15 protein-coding genes are annotated in these 21,910 nt (G+C 43.3%); 8 read left to right on the top strand and 7 right to left on the bottom strand.

All coding sequences use genetic code 11. The features are described 5' to 3' along the window. Positions 1–30: 30 nt before the first annotated feature. The 5 genes from ABJV04_RS12930 to ABJV04_RS12910 form a co-directional block, all read right to left on the bottom strand. Positions 31–1,335 carry a HAMP domain-containing sensor histidine kinase gene (locus ABJV04_RS12930; protein WP_348491937.1) on the bottom strand — a complete coding sequence of 435 codons (1,305 nt, stop codon included), beginning with the start codon at positions 1,333–1,335 and terminating at the stop codon, positions 31–33. Then, entirely contained in the window at positions 1,332–2,018 is a 687-nt protein-coding gene (locus tag ABJV04_RS12925) for a response regulator transcription factor (protein ID WP_348491996.1), read from the bottom strand. The genes ABJV04_RS12930 and ABJV04_RS12925 overlap by 4 nt, the downstream gene beginning before the upstream one ends. A 75-nt stretch (positions 2,019–2,093) precedes the next feature. Next, the gene (locus ABJV04_RS12920; RefSeq protein WP_348491935.1) at positions 2,094–3,524 is read right to left on the bottom strand and encodes an efflux transporter outer membrane subunit; all 1,431 of its coding nucleotides are present in this window, start codon (positions 3,522–3,524) and stop codon (positions 2,094–2,096) included. After that, the gene (locus tag ABJV04_RS12915) at positions 3,517–6,699 is read right to left on the bottom strand and encodes an efflux RND transporter permease subunit (protein ID WP_348491934.1); all 3,183 of its coding nucleotides are present in this window, start codon (positions 6,697–6,699) and stop codon (positions 3,517–3,519) included. Before ABJV04_RS12915 ends, ABJV04_RS12920 begins: the two co-directional genes overlap by 8 nt. A 3-nt stretch (positions 6,700–6,702) precedes the next feature. After that, complete coding sequence (locus ABJV04_RS12910; protein WP_348491933.1) at positions 6,703–7,896, bottom strand: efflux RND transporter periplasmic adaptor subunit; 1,194 nt, start codon at positions 7,894–7,896, stop codon at positions 6,703–6,705. Between the two features lie 387 nt (positions 7,897–8,283). Here ABJV04_RS12910 and ABJV04_RS12905 point away from each other — a divergent pair, with 387 nt between their 5' ends. Then, a complete protein-coding gene (locus ABJV04_RS12905) occupies positions 8,284–9,342 on the top strand; it encodes a YHYH protein (RefSeq protein WP_348491932.1) in 1,059 nt (352 codons plus the stop codon). A gap of 243 nt (positions 9,343–9,585) precedes the next feature. Beyond that, positions 9,586–11,139, top strand: a complete 1,554-nt coding sequence (locus ABJV04_RS12900) for an esterase-like activity of phytase family protein (RefSeq protein ID WP_348491931.1) — start codon at positions 9,586–9,588, stop codon at positions 11,137–11,139. Positions 11,140–11,267: 128 nt separating this feature from the next. Here the strand turns inward: ABJV04_RS12900 and ABJV04_RS12895 are convergent, their stop codons facing one another. Together ABJV04_RS12895 and ABJV04_RS12890 are read right to left on the bottom strand one after the other, a co-directional pair. Further along, entirely contained in the window at positions 11,268–11,681 is a 414-nt protein-coding gene (locus ABJV04_RS12895; RefSeq protein WP_348491930.1) for an ACT domain-containing protein, read from the bottom strand. A gap of 38 nt (positions 11,682–11,719) precedes the next feature. Continuing rightward, on the bottom strand, positions 11,720–12,034 hold the full coding sequence (locus tag ABJV04_RS12890) for an SMR family transporter (protein WP_348491929.1): 315 nt from the start codon (positions 12,032–12,034) through the stop codon (positions 11,720–11,722). 277 nt (positions 12,035–12,311) lie between these two features. On the opposite strand from ABJV04_RS12890, the gene ABJV04_RS12885 reads away from it, so the two are divergent. The 6 genes from ABJV04_RS12885 to ABJV04_RS12860 all read left to right on the top strand — a co-directional run bounded on the left by ABJV04_RS12885 (position 12,312) and on the right by ABJV04_RS12860 (position 21,909). Then, a complete protein-coding gene (locus ABJV04_RS12885; protein ID WP_348491928.1) occupies positions 12,312–14,312 on the top strand; it encodes a hypothetical protein in 2,001 nt (666 codons plus the stop codon). A 109-nt stretch (positions 14,313–14,421) separates the two neighbouring features. Further along, positions 14,422–14,904, top strand: coding sequence for a hypothetical protein (locus ABJV04_RS12880; RefSeq protein WP_348491927.1), 483 nt, complete (start codon positions 14,422–14,424; stop codon positions 14,902–14,904). A 147-nt stretch (positions 14,905–15,051) separates the two neighbouring features. Further along, the gene (locus ABJV04_RS12875) at positions 15,052–15,609 is read left to right on the top strand and encodes an ECF-type sigma factor (RefSeq protein WP_348491926.1); all 558 of its coding nucleotides are present in this window, start codon (positions 15,052–15,054) and stop codon (positions 15,607–15,609) included. A gap of 40 nt (positions 15,610–15,649) precedes the next feature. Beyond that, a complete protein-coding gene (locus ABJV04_RS12870) occupies positions 15,650–18,319 on the top strand; it encodes a serine/threonine-protein kinase (protein WP_348491925.1) in 2,670 nt (889 codons plus the stop codon). After that, the gene (locus tag ABJV04_RS12865; RefSeq protein WP_348491924.1) at positions 18,306–19,022 is read left to right on the top strand and encodes a protein phosphatase 2C domain-containing protein; all 717 of its coding nucleotides are present in this window, start codon (positions 18,306–18,308) and stop codon (positions 19,020–19,022) included. Before ABJV04_RS12870 ends, ABJV04_RS12865 begins: the two co-directional genes overlap by 14 nt. A gap of 424 nt (positions 19,023–19,446) precedes the next feature. After that, positions 19,447–21,909 carry a M1 family metallopeptidase gene (locus tag ABJV04_RS12860; protein WP_348491923.1) on the top strand — a complete coding sequence of 821 codons (2,463 nt, stop codon included), beginning with the start codon at positions 19,447–19,449 and terminating at the stop codon, positions 21,907–21,909. Position 21,910 lies beyond the last annotated feature (1 nt).

The raw sequence follows: 21,910 nt of genomic DNA, 5'->3' as shown, positions 1-21,910 counted from the left end.
AACTAACTTAGTTTTGTTAGCTAAGGATAATTACTTGTTACCACTGAAATCTACTGTAACTTGATAAAAGCCTGTTGTGCTGGTTTTTTCATAAAGCCATTCATGATGGCTGACAATCTTCTCACTTAACTGCAAGCCTAATCCATAGCCGTATCCAAAGGCGACTTTGTCATCTTGTGAGTCAACCACTGAAGCATTGCTATCCGTTGCGGTATTACTATTAATAATAATTACCCGACTCCCTTGTTGTTTAATATGCACTTCACCTTGTTGCGTATGCTGGTATGCATTTCGAATCAAGTTATTAATAACAATGTGACAAGCTACCGCAACAACTTTCACCTCGCTGTCATCGGTATCCACTTTTAGGTCTACTTCTTTACCACTAAGCAAATAATTTAGATCACAACAGGCTTGATTAATTTTCTCCCCTAAATTGACCGATTCCGGTGATAACTTTATTTCCTCATTTCGACTCAACCAGAGAAAGGTATCGGTTAAATTGGTCATTGTAAGACCCGCGCGCTGTATGCGTTCCAGAACTTGTTTTTGCTTTTCACTGGCAGGCATTTTTTCATTTATTCGTTGTAATAAATCCACATTACTTCGAATGACCGCAATGGGGGTTCGCAACTCATGACTTGCATAACTCAAAAAGCGCTGCTCTCGTTCTAAGCTTTGATTGGCTGAGGCTAGGCTGTTTTGCACCAAAAAAGCCAATTCATTAAGCTCACTAAAGGTGAAGTCCGGTGGCGGGTTTTGTAGGTTATGCTGACCTAAAGACTTTGCCCAATTTTTTAATGATTTAATTGGCTTAGTAACTTTTAGCATTATCATAATCAAAAGCAATGCAAATAATAGTATGGCCACAATTGCCATTATTAGTGTCCAAACTAACCGATTAGTTGGATGAATATTTGAATAATGTGGAACAAAATCTTTTTCGAGTAAAACCTTAGATATGTAACGATCTTCCCCTTTAAGGTCATGATATAGCACCACGAAATAGAGGTTTTTAGGCATGGATAAAAAAGTACTTTGGTCTTTTATTTTTTGTAGTTGGCCAACTTCTGTTGGGGGGGTTGGGAATTTTTGCTGAATTAATTCAGGGGTGTCCTGCCAGCGACTGGCAACATGAATACCGGCTATGATTTTAGGCTGCTGATCTTCAACATCAGTGGATTGAGCGATTTCTGACATAACCCCATTTAAACTTCGGTCGAGTCCGTCTACAAAGTAGTTAACACTTAAAAACGAAAAACCGATTACCATGGAAGAACCAAGCAATACAACACTCAGGAAAAAATGTAGTTTAAGGCTTGGCCTGATTATCATGCTTGTATTCCTTCATGATTCACTTTAATGGCAAAACCCACACCGGATACCGTCTCCAGTTTAACGTTGCTCTGCTCAACATCTAATTGCTTTCTAACGTGATGAATATGTACCTTAAGACTGTTGCTGTCAGGTTGTTCATCGCCCCACACTTGCTGGATAAGTTGTTGCCGACTCACGGTTTTTGGACACGCGCGCACCAACACCTCTAATAACTTAAATGCAATTGGCGATAGCTTCAAGGTCGTTTGTTTTAAACTAGCTTTATGTTGGGCTAAATCCAAACTTAAATCACCGGCAGATAATTTTTTAACTTCACCGCTCCGACGTTTTGCCAGTACCTGTACTCTAGCCACCAGCTCTTTCATGGCAAAGGGTTTGACTAGATAGTCATCACTACCAGCCTCAAATCCCTGTAATTTATTTTCTAAACTATCACGGGCGGTTAACATTAAAATAGGAATATCCATGCCTTTTTCGCGCAGGGTACTGCATAGGGTTAAACCGTCCATCTTGGGCATGTTTATATCGAGAATAATCATTTGGTAAGGGTTACTTTCGATTAGATTCAACCCCATCAACCCATTACTGGCGTGATCACACTCAATAGACTCAATTTCAAGATAGTCAACAATGGTTGTTGCAAGGTCGATATCATCTTCAACTAACAATACGTTCATGATTGTTTAACTCTTCCTACTTTTTCCTAATAACCACTTGCAGATATCCCTAAAGACACAACTAACATTTAGATATTTTTACGAAGCTTTCTCTTCTGCTAGGCCACCACCTAACACCCGATACAAGGTGATCCGGTTTTGCAAATCAGCCTGTTTGGTTGAAATAAGAGATTGATTAGCCTGATACATAGTGCGCTGGGCCTCTAAAACACTTTGGAAATTATCAATGCCACCTTTATAACGAGCAAGGGATAACACATAACTGCGAGTAGCGGCTAATACTAAGGACTTTTCACTGTTTAGCTGATCTTGAATTGTTGCTCGACGCGCTAGCGCATCAGCCACCTCAGAAAAGGCACTTTGAATAGTATATTCATAAGCCGCTAAGTATTTTTGTTGCTGAGCTTCATTGTAGGCCAAGGTGGCATCATTCGCCCCTCCATCAAATATAGGCAGAGTAATACTTGGCGCTAACGTCCAAATTGAGCTTGCACCGCCACTAAAAATATCGGCCAGCACCGAGCTGGCAAGACCACCAGTTGCAGTTAAAGAAAGGCTAGGGAAAAAAGCGGCTCTGGCAACACCAATATTGGCATTCGCCGACTTTAACGTATGCTCAGCGGCTAATACATCCGGACGCTCTAATAGCAGCAATGATGACAAACCAGCAGGCACATCAGCCACTAAACTTTCACTGGTTGGCAATAAATCAGGCAGTAAACTCTCGTCAACTTGCTCGCCCACAAGCAATCGTAAGGCATTTATATCTTGCTCTACTTGGGTTGTGTAACTGGCAATATCAGAGCGGGCGTTATAATAGATGGTTTCAGCACTGGCCACATCGATTCTTGAATCAATACCCATTTCCAAGCGTTTATTGGTTATTTCCATGGCTTGTTCAGCATTGCTAGCAGTTTCTTTAGCCAACTTAAGTTGGTTTTTATCTGCCGCTAAGGTTAACCAAGCATTGGAAATCTCGCCTATTAACGAAATTTTTGCTGCCTTTGCCGTTTCTTGACTCGACAAATAGGCTTGCATTTGCACTTCGCTTAAACTGCGATTTTTACCAAATAGATCGATTTCGTAACCACTTAACCCTGCTTCAGCTTGGTAAGTCGTGCTAATAGTACCTGACGAGGCCTTAGTTCGATTACCACTTAAGCCTGCATTGATAGTTGGATATAAGTCAGCGTCCTGGATTCGATAAGTCGCGCGCGCAGCTTCGACATCGGCCAAGGTTTGACGCAAACTTCGGTTACTGTTTAAAGCAAGTTCAACCACTTGGCTTAAGCGCTGATCTTTAATAAAACTTTTCCATGGCACCTCGGCGGCCTGTTGTTCTGACAAACCTTGAGTTTGCCCTTGGGGTGTATTGTCCCAAGTCTCAGCAACAGGTAAATCTGTACGAGAATACTCAGGCGCTAAGGTACTGCACCCTGCCAACACCAATGCACCGGCAATGGGTAGCAGCCGAGCTGCCCCCGTTTTAGGTAGAGAGAAATTAAACATCGGCTTTCTCCAATTTAGTTTGCTCATCGTTAGCTAGGCCATTGGCATCGTCATAGACCGGGCGTCTTTTTGGAAAAATGCCACGGATAATCACAAAGAATAAGGGCACAAAGAAAATCCCCAACACAGTAGCGGTGAAGGTTCCACCCACGATACCGGTACCAATGGATATGCGACTATTCGCCCCGGCTCCCGTTGAGATAGCCAAAGGTATGGTGCCAAAAATAAACGCCAATGAAGTCATAATAATAGGTCGTAATCTCAACTTAGCTGCATGCACTGCTGAATCAATTAGTGACATACCTTTTTGATAAGAGGCCTCAGCAAACTCCACAATCAGAATGGCATTTTTTGAAGCCAAACCAATGGTTGTCACCAGCGCTACTTGGAAATAAATATCATTTTCCAAGCCTCGTAGTGTTGCCGCTAATGCAGCTCCTACTACCCCAAGCGGGATCACCATAATTACCGAGAAAGGCACAGACCAACTTTCATATAAGGCAGCTAGGGCTAAGAAAACCACTAAAATTGAAATCGCGTATAAAGTAGAAGACTGTCCACTGGAGAGTTTCTCTTGATAAGACAATCCACTCCAAGAGTAAGCTAACTTACCTTGTCCCACTTCTTCGGTTAAGCGCTCCATCTCAGCCATCGCTTGACCGGAGCTCACACCACTGGCGGCAGCACCCTGAATTTGATACGACGCTATACCATTAAAGCGAGATAAACTTTGCGGTGCATCCGACCATGATGTGGTACTAAACGCAGAGAATGGCGTCATGCTGGTTTCACCATCAACATTGGTACCACGCACATGCCATTCACCCAAGTCTTCGGGCTTGGAACGAAATTGCGCATCACTCTCAATATACACTTTTTTGACTCGGCCATTATCAATGAAATCATTGACATAAGAACCCGCCCAAGCTGACGTTAAGGTGCTAGCCACGTCCGATAACGACAACCCAAGGGCGGTAGCTTTGCCATTATCAATATCCACTTTCAATTGTGGAGTATTACTTAACGCTCCTTCACGAACGCCAACCAACAAACCACTTTGACGCGCTTTTTCGAGTAACTCATTTTTCAACTCGGTTAGCTCTTCACGACTTGTTCCTGCTGCGGCTTGTAATTCAAAGGTAAAGCCATTGCTTTGACCTAATCCTTGAATCACTGGTTGCGACATAGAGTAAACACTCGCATCGCGAATACTAGACAGGTTTTTATTCATGCGGTCGATGAGGGCATCAGCACTTTGATCTTCATTAGGACGTTCATCCCAAGGGGTCAGTGCCACAAATCCCATACCGGCATTTTGTCCACTACCGGCAAAGTTAAACCCGGAAATAGAAAACGAGCGAATAACAATGTCAGATTCATTTTCCATTAGGTATTGATCTACCTGCTCTGCCACCGCTCTTGTGCGTTTGATTGAAGCGCCAGGGGGCAAGTTAATTTGGAACATGGTACTACCCTGATCTTCTTGAGGTAAGAAACCAGTTGGCAAGCGCACAATTAGCAAACCAAGGACCACAACAATTCCGCCGTATACCAACATCCAGCGCACCTTACGGGTAATAATGCTTTGCACATGCCCAGTGTAAGATTCAGTTAAACTGTCGAATTTACGGTTAAAGCTAGCAAAAAAACCTTTCCCTTCACTACTGTGATTGCTTTTCTTAAGCATGCTCGCACAAAGAGTAGGACTAAGTGTTAACGCCACAACGACTGATAAGGTCATGGAAGAAACAATAGCGATGGAAAACTGTTTGTAGATAACCCCGGTTGAACCGCCAAAAAAGGCCATGGGCAAGAATACCGCGGAAAGCACAACGGCAATCCCCACCAATGCCGTACTAATTTCTGACATAGACTCGATGGTGGCATCTCTAGGCGATAGATTCTTTTCACGCATCAAGCGTTCGACGTTCTCAACCACCACAATGGCATCATCCACGAGTAGCCCTATGGATAACACAATACCAAACATGGTGAGGGTATTAATTGAGAAGCCAAATGCTGACAACACCCCAAAGGTACCCAACAGCACAACAGGTACAGCAATGGCTGGAATTAGAGTAGCTCGCCAATTTTGCAAAAACAGCCACATAACCAATACAACTAAAATTACCGCTTCAATGAGGGTTTGAACCACTTCACTAATGGAAATTTTAATAAATGCGGTGCTATCACGGGGGAAAGTCACTTCGTAACCATCGGGCAAGTTAACTGACAACTCCGCCACTTTATCTTTCACTCGGGTAGCAGTATCAAGGGCGTTAGCACCTGGTGATAACATAATGGCGATACCCGATGCAGGGTGACCATTCAAACGAGGGATAGCGCTATAACTTTCACTACCAATTTCCACACGCGCAACATCGCCTAAGCGTACATTGGCACCCGTTGAATTATATTTGATGATGATGTCACGAAACTGTTCAGGAGTAGACATCATTGATTGCGCAGTAACTGTAGCGTTTAGCTCTTGATTAGCAAGAGCAGGTACAGCACCAATTTTGCCCGCCGGAACCTGCACGTTTTGCGCACTTAGTGCACTGCTGATATCCGAAGGCATAAGCTCATAAGCCGCCAGTTTATTCGGATCTAACCAGATGCGCATGGCATATTGAGAGCCGAAAACTCGCACGTCACCCACCCCTTCAACACGGGCTAAAGAGTCCTGTAAATTTGAAGATATGTAGTCGGCAATATCAAAGGCAGTCGCCTGATCGGTTTTATCATATAAAGCGGTAACCAATAGAAAATCAGAGTTTGATTTGGTGACGGTTACGCCTTGGTCTTGTACCGACTCTGGAAAGCGGGAATTAACCTGTTCAACTTTGTTTTGCACCTGTACTTGGGCGTAATCTGGATCGGTTCCTTCTTCAAAGGTGATTTTTACCGAGGCCGAACCATCAGAAGTACTCGAAGATGAAAAATACAATAAGCCATCTAAACCCGTTAACTGCTGCTCTAGAATCTGGGTAACGCTATTCTCGACGGTGGCGGCATCTGCCCCTGTGTAGCTAGTACTTACACTAATTACAGGCGGTGCTACACTTGGGTACTGAGCCACAGGTAAAGACAAGATCGAGGCAATACCTGTGAGCATGATAATGATCGAGATAACCCAAGCAAAAACAGGGCGATCAATAAAAAAGCGAGCTAACATTTACTAACCTCCCACTTGGATAGAAGAGGTATTTTGGTTTTGTTTAACCACGGTAATCATGGTTCCTTGCTCGTTCATTTCCACCAAAATAGGTTTCACTTCGCTACCAGGGCGGATTTTACCCGCGCCTTCCACCAAGAGTTTATCGTTTTCTGATAAGCCGCTTGAAATTAACCATTTATTGTCAACGGCATTAACGGTTTCTACTACGCGCTTTTCCACTACATTATCTTCACCAATCACATAGGCATAAGCCTCGCCTGAAGCAGAGTGAAAAATACCTTGTTGAGGCACTAGTATTGCGTTTTCATTTACCGCTTCATTTACCTGAGTACGAACGAACATACCCGGCAGCAGTAATCCATTTGGATTGGGGAACTCAGCACGTAACGTTACTGTACCTGTAGATGAATCCACGGATACTTCCTGCATTTTTAGTCGCCCTTTATGGTCATACTCAGAGCCATCTTCCAAGGTTAAGGAAACTTCTGTTGAACCCTGAGTAATACCGTTAGAACCTAACATTTGACGCAGTTTAAGCATCTCTTTACTGCTTTTTGTCATGTCCACATAAATTGGGTCTAGTTTACGAATGGTCGCTAACTCGTCAGTTTGTAAAGCCGTTACCAGCGCGCCTTGCGTAACGTTAGAAATACCAATATGGCCAGATATAGGAGCTGTCACCTTAGTAAATTCAAGGTTGATAGCAGCAGTGGCAAGTGCAGCTTCATATTTTTCGATATTAGCTTTGGCTTCTAGATAAGTGGCATGGGCATCATCAGCGTCTTGTTGAGACACACCTTCAAACTTTAATAAATTTGCATAACGTTCATCTTTTAACTTTGCTGTTTCAAGGGCCGCCTTAGCACTATTCAAACTTGCTTTTGCTTCGTTATAAGCCGCTTGATAAGTAGCAGGATCAATTTGATACAACAACTCTCCTTGCTCAACCGTATTGCCTTCATTAAATAAACGTTTTTGCACAATACCGCCAACCTGAGGGCGTACTTCGGCAATGGAGGAAGCCACAACACGGCCTTGCATTTTAGTATCAATTTTATGCTCGCCTGTAGTTACGGCTACATAAGAGACGGCAGGAACAGAAACTGTTTGGGTGGGCGCACTTTCTTGCTGGCAAGCACTTATTAGCAAAGTTAGTACCGCGACTAGTCCCACTGTGCTGATTGAAGATTTCATAATTAAGCATTCCTAATTAAATACATAAAACAAGATGAAGCTAAAGCCACTTTATGATTGCCTAATGCTCTATGCATAAAGTGTATTTGCCGATAATTGAGTAAAGCTTAACAAGGTGATGGTTAAGGCAGGGTTAACGTATAAACGCAACTGATAAAAATGTTTAGGAATGTTTACAATTCACGGGGGAAACTGGCGAAATTTGGTCTAACACGGCAAAATCCTCGAAAACCCGAAACTCGAAATCCCGAAACCCAAGTGGGGGGTCCTCGGGCAGATTCTTTTAATCAGTAAAGTAACCTCCATAATATCTGCACATTTATTCTGTAAACTGTGATTTATGTCAGTAAAGACGTTTAGTCGAGTTAAAATCACAGAGGTCAAATTATGAGAGTAGTCAATCACAGATCCTTCATAATGATTGCCATCTCAGCGGCAATTACATTAGTAGGATGCAACGATGGGTCCGTTGATAACCCTAAACAGCCGACAAGCAGTAGCGAGAAAACTACTGTTACTAAAGGCATCGATCTTTCAATGTTTGCAGAAGGGGCCTTCCTGGAAACGCCGACAATCGTCGATTGTGAGACAGCCCAAGGTACAAAAACCAGCTGTTATAAATTTGTCACCTCTGGTGCACCAGCGGGACGAGAACCCGGCCCTTTTTGCCCCAGAAACATTAGCGACGGTGCGGAGGAAGGTGGCACTTGGTTTAGTAAAGAAGGAACCGGTGATCTAGTCGATATCACTGGAGAATTCATCTTAAAGTTAGGCGAGTATTATGGTGACGAAAAGTGGATGGTGTATGATGCCGACACGGGTAAAGTGCGTTATACCGCAACCAAAGAAGCCTGTTTAGGGGCGGCACGTCCTGACGTTGATCCACAATATATGCAAAATTGTATTGAGTGCGAACTGGCTTATCTTGATGACGATTTTTCACTCACCTATTTGATCCCCACCCAGCCAATTCCGGCAGCAGAAACAGGTCGTGTTCACACCGTGGGAATTGCATTAGACGGCACAGAGTTATCCGGCCCAGCGCCTATTGATGCCATTTTAGGTGCTTACACCATAGCCGCATTTGATGATTGTGGTGGGCACATTAACGTGCATCAAGGTTATCACTATCATTCGACCACCGGTTGTACTGATACCCTCGAAGACACCAATGATGGTCATGCTCCATTAATTGGCTACGCATCCGATGGATACGGTATTTATGCAATGAAAGATGCTCAAGGCAGGGAATCGGAAGGACTGGACGAATGTCGAGGCAGTACCGATGAAATACGAGGTTATCACTACCACGCTGCCAGCCCCAGTGAAAATATGTTCATAGGTTGCCTGCATGGGGAATCTGTTCGCCCTGCTGGCGGTCCTCCGGGCGGGCCTGATGGCGCAGGTGGCCCGCCAAATGGCCATCCACCTCCCCGTGGAGAATAATGGTAGCTTGACGCTGCTGATAAAAAAGACAAGGGCACTAGGAAGCTCTGAGTGAGTAACTAACCTTTGTCTTTAAAGTGACGCAACCCCCAAATTGCGTCACTTTAATGTAAAGCAATGGTTGACTATCATCGCCCCTGAAAATCATAAAACTGCAATATTGCCATCATAGCTTTGTCATATTTTTTAATTAGATTCCCAGCCCATCGTCATAAATGTATCGGTTTAGGAATAAAATAAAAAATGAAGTTTATTAAAAAAACATTACCCGTCATTGCGGTTCTCGCTTTGGCTGCATGCGAAGATGGTTCTCAAGGTGAACAAGGAACTCCAGGCTTAAACAGCCTAATTTCACAACAAACATTGGCTCTGGGTGATGCCGAATGTTTCTTTGGCGGCTTAAAAGTAGAGTCAGGCTTGGACACCAATGCAAACAATGTTTTAGACGCAGATGAAGTTAGCGCCACTAGCACAAATTGCAACGCAAACTCGGTAAATACTTCAGGTTCGTCATTGCCCTATTCCGTTCTGCGCGCTGATGTGGAAAATGGCGCTAAACCCGGTACTTTGATGGAAATCAGAAACGGTGGCTATGGTTCTGATATGGTCGCCCATCCAACTCAACCCACCCGCTTCTATGCACTGACTGACCGTGGCCCAAACGCTGCGTATACTGGCGATCAAGGTGTGGGGAAAAAGTTTCCTACACCTGATTACACGCCGCGTATTGGTTTGTTTGAATTACAAGCCAATGGAGATGTGCAAAAAATAGAGGACATTTTACTTAAGCGTCCTGATGGAACACCTATTTCAGGTTTACCCAATACCGCCGCTTTAGGCGGAACCGGCGAAACACCATACGATGTAGAAGGTAATGTCATTGTTGAAAACATGGACTTACCCTATGACGAAACAAGCAATCCCATTAAACTTGATGATTACGGTTTAGATGGTGAAGGCTTAGTCGCAGTATCTGATGGCACATTTTGGGTAAGTGATGAGTATGGTCCGCATATTGTTCACTATGATGCCGAAGGGGTTGAAATTGGCCGTATTAATGCCTTTGCTGATGATGCCCGCAATACCTTCACTTTACCCGCCGAGTTTGCCAACCGCCGCGCTAATCGCGGAATGGAAGGCCTTGCCATCACACCTGATGAACAAACCTTAGTGGGGATAATGCAATCTACAATGTATAACCCAAGTAGTGCAGTTAAAGTGAACAATATGGTTCGCATTGTCACTATCAGCTTGGTAGACGGTAGCATTAGCCAATACTTGTACCAACAACAAAAAACCCAAAATTCTCAATCCGGTATTGTCGCCTTAAGCAGCACAGAATTTGTGGTCATAGAGCGTGACGGTAATTTCTATAATGAAGATGTTTCAGCAATGAAGCACTTGTATAAAATCGATATCAGCAACGCAACGGATATCGAAACAATCACAGCAACCTCGTCTATCACCCAAGACGCTTCTTTGGGACTGTTAATTGATGGCAAAACCTTAGAAGAAGTTACCCTAGAATCAGAGGGATGGGCGACACTTGCGAACGTTGGAATAGAGCCTGTTAGTAAAACCTTTTTAGTGGATTTAGTGGCTGAAACGGGTTATCCACACGACAAATTGGAAGGTATTTGGTTGATCAACGAAAACACCCTTGGTGTGATTAACGATGATGATTTTGCAACTTGGTCTTCTGAAGGGGTGTTGGAACAAAAATACCTTGATGCCGGGCAAACAATTATTGATGCAAATCGTTTATACATAATCGAAGATCTCGACTTAGCCCAGTAAAGTCAAAACAGGTTTATAAAAAGACAATTCACAATTAAGCATTACCGTATCGTTAGCATAGAATCAAAATATTGCGCCACGATACGGTAATGTATGCAAACTACCAACTGCTATTCAGCATCAGCAAGTTAGTTATCTAGCCCATTTTCAGCCAAATCCTTTAAATCTTTAACAGCTTGAGCGGCGTCCTTGGTACTGACAAAAATATGATCGTGGTAATAACCTGCCACTACGTTAGCGCTGATATTGGATTGGGTCAGCTTTTGAGAAATGGCGGCAGTTAAACCAACGGCAACCAAACTCGAATGTACATTCAAAGTGATACAGTTGAAGACACCGGAATAGGGGATCTCAGCCTCATCAGCGGTGTCTTTTTGAATAATCGCAGTCATGCCTTCTTTTTCTAAAAAGGTACCAACGGGATTCAATCGCCCTAAGCTTGGGTAATCGTAGCTTGTAAAGGTGGTAAACACATACTCGTGTTGCGATAAAACAGGCTCCATAGAAGCTATCAGTGTTGCTAAGTCTTTTTCTCCAGACATAAATCTCCCCTTGTTGATGTTTGTATTTCCGCAAACCCTTAACTGGCTATTTTTAACCCTATCACCCCTAAAGCGATGATGATAAGGCAAAACAATTGTGCAATTGAAAGGCTTTGCTGGAAAAAGTAATGATTAATAATTGCAATGCTAGACGCGCCTACAGCCAACCAAACAAGGTATGCATGAGTAATGGGGATGTCTTTTATAGCAATGGCAAACAACACTAAACTTAGTGTCATAGATAATATGGCAAGTAAAACGTAAGGGATATGCGTAAATGACTCAGATTTTTGAATACCAACTAACCAGCCAGCTTCCAAAAACCCTGCAATGATAAGAATTAACCAAGACATAAATACACTCTTATTATGTTGGGGTCGTCCCCATTAATAAAAAAGAGCGGTGAGGTCGTCCTCACATCATGTTTGCTGCTTGCATCCTAGCAACAGCCAATTTAGAAAGCAATTCCTCTTCCTTTAAAAATAAAATTATTAATATAAATCAACACCATACCTTATTAATGTCACCCATTTTTTTATTTTCCCAATTTTTTTGATGGTTTTTTAAGCTGCTTTACGCTTCTTAGTTTAAGGCACTAATAAAACAACATATTCGATAAAGGTGAATAAAATGAACTTGCCCAATAAGAAACGGATGACCTATTTAAATCACTGCTGCCGATACGCCAGCGTCCCTGTAGTAGCAATCGCCCTATCGGCTTGTGGTGGTGGAGGCGGTGGAAGTAGCAGCGGAGGCTCAGGGCAAAGTACAGGAAGTCCACCTACAGTGTCGGTTGACTCTCGTATGTTAGTCAGCGCCGGTGATGTAGTCATCATTACTGCCACTGCTAGCGACCCAGATGCTGACAGCATTAGCTATTCTTGGCAGCAACTTAACGGTGATCCCGTAGCCAATACCCAAGGCTTCAGTAGTGAAAGTGCGACCTTTAATGCGCCTGATGATGTGAACACGATTCAATTCAGAGTGACCGCGACCGCAGGCGGGCAAAGTGCCACAGATACTATTTCTGTTATCGTAGTTGAAGATACTGATACTGCGGTCTTTGTAGACGCAGATTTCAGCGGTACCTCTACCGGCGGCATAGATGCTCCCTTTGTTGATTTTACGAATGCAATACTACAATCACCAGATACTGCTGATTTCTATCTACAAACTCCCGATCAACAAGTTGTTTATGCCCTATGGGAAGGTCTTGATTATGCTCAACGTCAAAATTTAACTGGAGGAAACAGTATCTATGGAGGCTATGACGACGACTGGAATTACCAACCTCAAAGTAATCCTACACCAATAATAATGGAACGCGTTGGACTAGTTTTTCAAGATGTCGACCTGCCCTCCAAAGTGGCAGGGATTAATTTGCAGGTCACTGAAAAAGCCGATTCAAATCTCAACACACTAGGAGTATATGTCTCAAATGGCGCAAGTACTTTCACTCTCGAAAACTCCATAATTACCGTTGACGGCTTCGGATCCACCGATTTACAAAGTACACCTGGTTACACAGTCGGAGCTTATTTCGACAACATGGATACGACTTATGTAAAGAACAATCAAATAAGCGCTGGTGATGGAAAATCCAGTGCCGACAGGACAACCCAGCCTTCTACTAAAGGCTCCGATGGTAACGATGGCGAAGATGGTCGAGTTGGCTTTAATACAGTAGGAGGTGAAGGAGGTTCTGGTACAACGGGGTGGGATGGCGGTGCTGGCGGTAATGCAGGTAATAATTCGTTTGAAACAGGAGAAGACGGCGTGTCAGGTAAAGGTCGAACGACGTCTCCATTTATATCCGGTGGTAGCGGAGGTACTAAAGGATTTTCGACTTACAATGATGGAAAAGGTTCCTCTGGTTCAGACGGAGAAGAAGGTGTTAGAGGTACCTCTGGCGACGGAGCCTTGGGTTGGGGCGCTTTACATAGCACTGGAGCATATAGCGTCAGTAAGGGTGATGCGGGCAGTACAGGCTACTCAGGTGCCGGCGGCGGCGGTGGTGGCGGCGGCGCTGGCGGTTCGTTTGGCCAAAACGGTGGCGCTGGCGGCGGTGGCGGCGAAGGCGGCGGTGGGGGTGAAGGTGGTTTTGGCGGATACTCAGGCGGCGCGTCCATCGCCATTCACATAGTCGGAGGAACCTTAAATGAAGTCGTCGACAACATCCTTATTTCTGGCAATGGTGGAAACGGCGGCCAGGGCGGGCTGGGCTCTGATGGTGGTGAAGGTGGCAGTGGTGGCGAAGGCGACCCAGGCAACCTCAGTGGTGGCGAAGGCGGAGACGGTGGTGATGGCGGTAACGGTGGTCAAGGGGGAGTCGGTGGTTCAGGTGCTGGTGGTCCATCATTTGGCATCTTCATAGGTGGTAATACACCGGCAACCATCAGCAATAACCAAGTTACCACGGGAATGGGTGGAGAGGGTGCTGCTGCGAAAATTAGTTCAGAAGATGACACTGCCGCTGGTTATGGAGGCTGGAGTTTCGGCGTATTCGACGCAGTGCCAACAGATAATTATACAGTGATACTGAGTGACAACACTTTTGTTATTGGCGAGCCAGGTGAAAATGGCGGCACTAAAGAAGGTACTGGTCAATCCGGAAATGCCAATATCGAATAGAGAACTCTCTGAGTTGAATCACAATTGACCTATTGCTAGCAGCACTTTTCGCTGCTAGCTGTTTAATTAAACTTTTAAGTACCGTGCCATCAAAACAAGGGAGTTAATCATGTTTAGCAATTTAAAAATAAGCGCACTCATCGCCATAAGTATTCTATGGATCGCGCCATCTCAAGCACAAGTTAATCAAATACCAGAGATAGGTGCGTTTTTGCCCTCTATCACCGATGTAAAGCCCAAAGAAGTTTCCCCTATCGATGGATTATGGACAATTTCTAGCCTTGATAAGGTAGTCCGCATAGACCGCGGCCGAATCTATGCCATCGAAGGCTGGACTCACTTATTTGTGTTAAAAATACAGCCAGGCATGGTGGTGATCCACCCATTTAAACAACAATCTCCAGGTGTATTTGTGGGTGATGATTTACCATTGCAGGGCCCCCTAAAAGCTATATTAACCGGTGACCGTATCTTAGATATTAACGTAGATGGCGCTCTTGGTGAGGTTAATTATCAGATGATCCCTCAGCAGTTAGACGATACTGATGCATTCAATCAACTGATTAAACAGATACGTAATTCTGGCGGCTAGGAATAACCGAAACATAGTGCCTGCGGTGCTGTTAAGAAGTGATTTAGCTGAAGATTTTTGTTTGCTTTTCTGCGCTCATTTTTTGTGCAAAAATAAAATAACATTAAGGCTCGCACCTCGGCTGTACCCTTCAGGGAGAACAATGTTATGCCGTCTTTTGCTAATAAAATCGAATCTTTACCCCCGGACATGCAATCTCTGATGCTGGCTGAGTTACACCGTATTGCCTCACGCTTTATGGGCGCGGAACAACAAGGTCACACGCTACAAGCTACAGCTTTGGTGAATGAAGCATACGTAAAGCTCGCCGACAAGAGCATGAATATTACTGACAAACAACACTTCATTGCCATTGCAGCGCAACAAATGCGTAGAATTTTAGTTGACCACGCCCGTGAAAAACATGCGACTAAACGAGGTGGCAAACAAATTAAAGTGACGCTGGCAGACCAACAAGGGGATGAAGCACTATTCTCAAATCAAGACCAAGTAGAGCTGATGTATATTGATAAATTACTTAGTCAGCTTGCTAGCTTTGACCAGCGTGCTTCACAAATTTTTGAACTCAAACTTTTTTCCATGTTAACTCACGCTGAAATAGCGGATTTGCTAGAACTTTCAGTGCCCACTGTCGAGCGAGACATACAAGCCGCGAAAGCCTGGTTTAAAGTCCAAATGAACGAGCCAAGAGCGGGACTAGTATGAGCCCAGAGCGGATTAATATGAGCCCAGAGCGAGACTAAATATGGATCAACAAAAATGGCCTCTTATTAAGCGGCTGTTCAGCGAAGCACAATCACTACCAACACCTGAACAGCAAGCGTTCGTAGACCTTCACAGTCAAGGGGATAGTGAGGTTTATGAAAACGTAATGCAAATGCTCGGCGCTGAAAACGAAACTAAAAGTGATCCCAATTTAACTGACATCATTGCCGCTTCCGCGTCGGAATTGTTAATTGACGATCAGGTGTTACACACGGGTGATATTGTCGAGCACTTTAAAGTTGTTGAACCCATTGGTGATGGTGGCATGGGCAGCGTGTTTTTAGCCGAGCGTATCGATGAAGACTTTGAACAGTTAGTTGCTATTAAAGTTATTCACCGTAAACATATTACCGCTCAAAGCCTACAACGCTTCAGACGAGAACGGCAAATTCTCGCGTCGTTAAATCATAAAAACATCGCCAGTTTTATTGGTGGCGGAGAGACCCACCAAGGGCAGCCTTATATTATTCTAGAGTATGTAAATGGAAGCACCATTACCCAATACTGCCAACAACATAATTTAGATATAGCTCAACGCCTAGACTTATTTAAGCAAGTGTTAGAAGCGGTGATTTACGCCCATCAAAACCTTATTGTGCATCGTGATATTAAACCCAACAACGTGCTGGTAAATGCACAAGGGGAAGTCAAATTACTGGACTTTGGTATCGCTAAGTTAGTGCAAGAAAGTAGCTTAAACTCACCTCTTTCGGGAGACTTAACCCAAGAGTTCACCCGAGTGTTAACTCCCGCGAATGCCTCGCCAGAACAAGTGCTTGGTAGCAATATAACCACTCGCTCTGATGTATACGGATTAGGAGCCTTGTTAATGCATTTGCTAACCGATGAGCCCGTATTCGATACATCTTCCACTACCCAGTCCAGCTTAGAGTCCATGATAGTCGACATATTGCCGGTACGTCCTAGCCTCAAGTGTTTAGAATCCTCTGTTGAACATATTCGGCAACGCGCCAAACTCCTAAAAGGCGATTTAGATACGATTGTAATGAAAGCCTTGCAAAAAGATCCTGAACGACGCTATTCAAGTACTGAGCACTTTTTAGAAGACATTGTAAGACATCAACGCAACTATCCCATATCTGCCAAGCCAGACAGCCTTGTTTATAGAGTCACAAAGTTTGTGCAACGTAATACCTTAAGTACGATGCTAGTATCCCTGTTTTTGGTGAGTTTAATAAGCACTAGTATCGTCATAATGCAGCAATCTATTACGATTCAAAATGAACGTGATGCGGCGTTAAAACAAGCTTTTATCGCGCAAGAAACAGCTAAATTCATGACTGATATGTTCGATGCCGCAGATCCCAATACCCATGCAGGCGAATCCATTAGCGTTAAATCATTAGTCGACCAAGCAGCCGTCGATTTAGACAAGCTTAACAGTGATCCATTGATCATGGCACAACTCAGCGGCACTTTATCCAGCGTTTATAACCAACTCGGGGAATACGATTTATCCTCTTCTATGATGGAAAAAGCCGAACAATATCTATTCGCCTCCAAACAAGATTCAGAAAATGCGAGCTATATTGCCCTAAAATTTTTATTGGGAAATGAGAAGGCCAACCTACTCGTAAATACCGGTCAATATGATCAGGCACTCAGCTTAACTGCGTCACTTATCCAAGATCTGGAAAATACCGATACTTCCAGCTTAAGTGCAGAGCAAATAGATAACTTTTACATCTGGCTTGAATACGGATTGGGTTCCGCCTACTCATATAGTGGACGAGACACCTTGGCAATCGAGCATTATCAGAATGCCTTAACACGATCTGAGCAAGTGGTAGCGGCGGGAGGAGTGTATGCCGAAGAGATATTGATAAAACATTTATCAAGTCGTTATTTTGGATTGGGTCATTCACTTCGCAGGGTAGGTGACTACGCCCAGTCTAAAATAGTGCTGCTCCGTGGTATTGAAATTGAAAAATCGTTAGATAAAGCGCCAAGCTTAGATCTTGCCCATGGCCTCAACCAACTTGCAGACACGTATTTGCAACTTGGTGAGCTAGAACTAGCCGAAAAATATGCCCAAGAAGGACTTACTATTAGGCGCAATATTCATGATTATGGACATATCGAAATCATTGCCAGTACAGGAGTGCTTAGCAACATTTACGCGAAACAAAAGCACTATGATCGCAGTATCGAAATGCGTGAAGAAATGTTGAACATGGTGGAGCAAGCTGTGGGCAAAGAACACCCGTTTTACGCAAGTGTTTTAGAAGCTTTAGGCAATTTACATGTACTCAGTAAAGACTACTTACAAGCGCGCATCTATTTAGATGAGTCATATCGTCGTTTTGCAGTTAGTTTTCCCGAAGGTCACAAATATGTGGCTAAAGTGTTAGTTAGCCTTGGGGATCTCGCATTACATGAGAACCAAAACCAGTCCGCCATAGACAACTTTGAGCAAGCTTTACAAATATTAGCATCTAAAGCACCAGAACCCTCAGGTTTGATAGCAAAGGCTAACGCTTTGTATGCCGTTGCCCTGTATAAAAATGCTCAGCCAGAAGCTGCAATTGAATACGAAGAATCTGCATTGAACATTTTACAAACTACATTTGGTCTCGACTCTTCTGAGTACAAAACCTTGTTTCAACGCCTACAAGATGTCAAAAACTAGCATGTATATGGCTGCGGGAAATTCCCATAAAGGTATGCGTAGAGCAACGAATCAAGACGCGATTTTTATGGATGATAAAATTGGAATTTGGATAGTCGCAGATGGAATGGGTGGGCACAATGCAGGAGAAGTAGCGTCCGATATAGTTTGTAAGTATTTACCGACTGAACTTAAGACGCCATATCAAACAGTTACTCAAGGGATCTACAACGTTCACAAGCAAATACAAACAGCCAGTCGACAACATGCTTTATATGCGGGTATGGGTTGCACCATAATTATGGCAATCCAGCAGCAGCAAAAGTTGCATATTTACTGGAGCGGTGATTGTCGTGCATATGTATTGTGTGATGCAGGACTACGGCTACTTAGCAAAGATCATTCTTTGGTACAAAACCTAAAAGACAGCAATTTGATTGATGAGCATGCAGCGGCCAAACACCCTCAGCGGCACCTAGTAACCTCATGTTTAGGTGGCAGATTGCCTCAACCTATTATTGATAACCTAACAATCACGTTAGGCACTGATGACCTATTGTTGTTATGTTCAGATGGTCTTTATAACGAGCTTAGCTTACAAGACATGCAAGCCATCATTAAAAATACGAAGGACCTTAACGCTTCAGTGAATAAATTGATAAAACAAGCCAATGAGCAAGGTGGCAAAGACAATATATCGGCAGTTTTGATTGCAAAGAATTAAACCAGAGCTCTTAACTCAGCTTCGCTATTCCCCTCTATTTACTCGCCATTCATCGCGTTTAATAGAACCCAAGTCGCAACTTGTGTAATCATATAGATACACTTCTGAAGTAATTAGCCATACAACCATTATGTTATAACATTCCAATTTGGAATTCATTATTGTAAGCTTAAACTAAGAATGATCTGATCTCATTTTTGGGTTTCAAATCTGCGTTGTAAACAACTTATTTTAGAAATGTTTCGGCTTATCTTGTAACATAAGTACTGCCCATGTTGTTCCCCATATGGGTTACTCATAATTCGTTATGAGAAGAAACCGAAGAAATGTTTCTAAAATAATAATAATAACTGCATGTCGATGAAGGTTTCGATTAAGACTCTGCTCACATTGCAAATTTTTTATACAACAATCAGGTAACACAATGTTTAAACCATTCTCTATGGTAGCCCTGCTATCATGTTTTGCCATTGGCTTTGCAAATGCAGCAATTAATCAAACAAAAGGCGATTTTGAAGATAAATTTCGTCAGCTAGATGAATCGCTTCCTACTCCCAATGTGTATCGCAACGCCGCAGGTGAACCCGGTCATGAATATTGGCAGCAGCAAGTTGATTATCAAATCAAGGCTAAATTAGATGAAGAAAAGCGTCGAATTGAAGCCAGTGAAAAAATCACTTACCACAACAATTCACCGGATACGTTAAAGTATTTGTGGATGCAATTAGAGCAGAACAAATTTCGCAACGACTCAATGTCGGCCATGACCACAACCTTTGGTGGTATTGGTAACCGCGGTCCAGCAACGGCATCTGCATCATCTGATAAACCCGCACAACTTAGTATAGGTGCACTACGTCGCCAGCAATTTACCGATGATCATGAATTAGGTTTCGACATTCAGTCAGTAACTGACAGCAGCGGTAATAAGCTTAAATTCACCATAGTGGGTACCAATATGCGTATCGACTTGCCTCGCCACCTCAAGCCTGGCAAAAAGACCGTATTCAATATCGACTATGCATTTAACATTGTTGAAGAAGATGCTGTAACAGCGCGTTCCGGTTATGAACACTTCCCTGATGATGAACGTGAAGGTGGCAACGATATTTTCTTATTAGCCCAATGGTTTCCTCGCTTACATGCCTATACAGATTATGAAGCATGGACTAACCGAGAGTTCATTGGCCGTGGTGAATTTACTTTAGAGTTTGGTAACTATGAGGTTGAATTGACCGTACCTGCAGATCATATAGTCAGCGCTACCGGTGAATTACAAAACCCGAAAAAAGTACTAACTTCCACCCAACGCAAACGTTTAGAACAAGCTGAAGATGCAGAACGCATCGTCTTCGTAGTGACAGCTGAAGAAGCACTAGAAAACGAAAAAGAAGGCACTGACAAAACTAAAACGTGGGAATTCAAAGCCAACAATGTACGTGACTTTGCTTGGGCTTCATCACGTAAATTTATGTGGGATGCTCGCGGCCACCAACAAGGTGGAGATGATCAACCTTTAGTCATGGCCATGTCGTTTTACCCTAAAGAAGGCGGCAAGTTATGGGAAAAGTATTCCACTGAATCAATCATCCAAACCTTAGAAGTATATTCTCGTTTTTCCTTTGATTATCCCTATCCTGTTGCACAATCAGTGAATGGTCCTGTGGGCGGAATGGAATATCCGATGATCACCTTTAACGGTCCTCGTACTGAATTGCAAAAAGATGGCAGCCGCACTTACTCACAAGCTGAAAAGCGCTTTTTAATCGGCGTAGTTATCCATGAAATTGGTCACATTTATTTCCCAATGGTAGTCAATTCAGACGAACGTCAGTGGACTTGGATGGACGAAGGTTTAAATAGCTTTTTAGACGGTGTAGCCGGTCGTGAATGGGATCCTAGTATTCCTTGGGGTGTTGAACCAAGAGATGTTGTGGATTACATGAAGTCATCAAACCAAGTACCCATTATGACTCAATCAGACAGCGTATTACGATTAGGTCCTAATGCTTATACAAAGCCTGCCGCAGCCCTCAATATTCTGCGCGAAACTATCCTAGGCCGTGAATTATTCGACTTTGCATTTAAAGAGTATGCGCAACGTTGGAAGTATAAGCGCCCTACACCATCAGACTTTTTCCGCACTATGGAAGAAGCCTCTGGGGTTGATCTAGATTGGTTCTGGCGTGGTTGGTTCTACAGTACTGACCATGTTGATATCTCCTTAGATAAAATCTATAAACTACGTTTAGACACCCATGATCCAGATATCGATTTTGCTCGTCAGCGCCAAGAAGAGTTGGATAAACCTAAGTCGTTAACAGACATCCGTAACAAAGCGGAAGGACGCAAACTTTGGATTGAGCGTTTCCCAGATATTACTGATTTTTATGACGAGAATGATCGTTTCACGGTAACCAACAAAGAACGCAATGCTTATCAGAAGTTCTTAAGCAAACTCAAACCATGGGAAAAAACAGCCTTAGAGCGCGCTGTGAAAGAAGACAAAAACTACTACGTATTGGACTTTTCCAATAAAGGTGGTCTAGTCATGCCAATTATTCTGGAGCTAACCTTTGCCGATGGCAGTGTTGAAAACCAGTATATTCCAGCAGAAATCTGGCGTCGTACCCCTAAAGCGGTTAGCAAACTGATTATCACTGACAAAGACAAAGAGCTAGTTAGTGTGACGGTTGACCCCCATTGGGAAACGGCTGACGTGGATGTAAGCAACAACCATTATCCACCTAAAATTATTCCTTCTCGGATTGAAGCTTATAAATCCAAAAAGAGTAGCAGCAAGGTTAGTCGGGACATTATGCAAGATATAAAAACCGAACTAAAAACCTATGATGAAGACAATATTGAAGAAGACGACAATAATTGAT

Origin of the sequence: Aliiglaciecola sp. (genome assembly GCF_039982535.1) — a bacterium.
Classification (GTDB): domain Bacteria; phylum Pseudomonadota; class Gammaproteobacteria; order Enterobacterales; family Alteromonadaceae; genus Aliiglaciecola.
The sequence above is the reverse complement of the archived record's forward strand: the minus strand, read 5'-3'. Positions and strand labels throughout refer to the sequence as shown.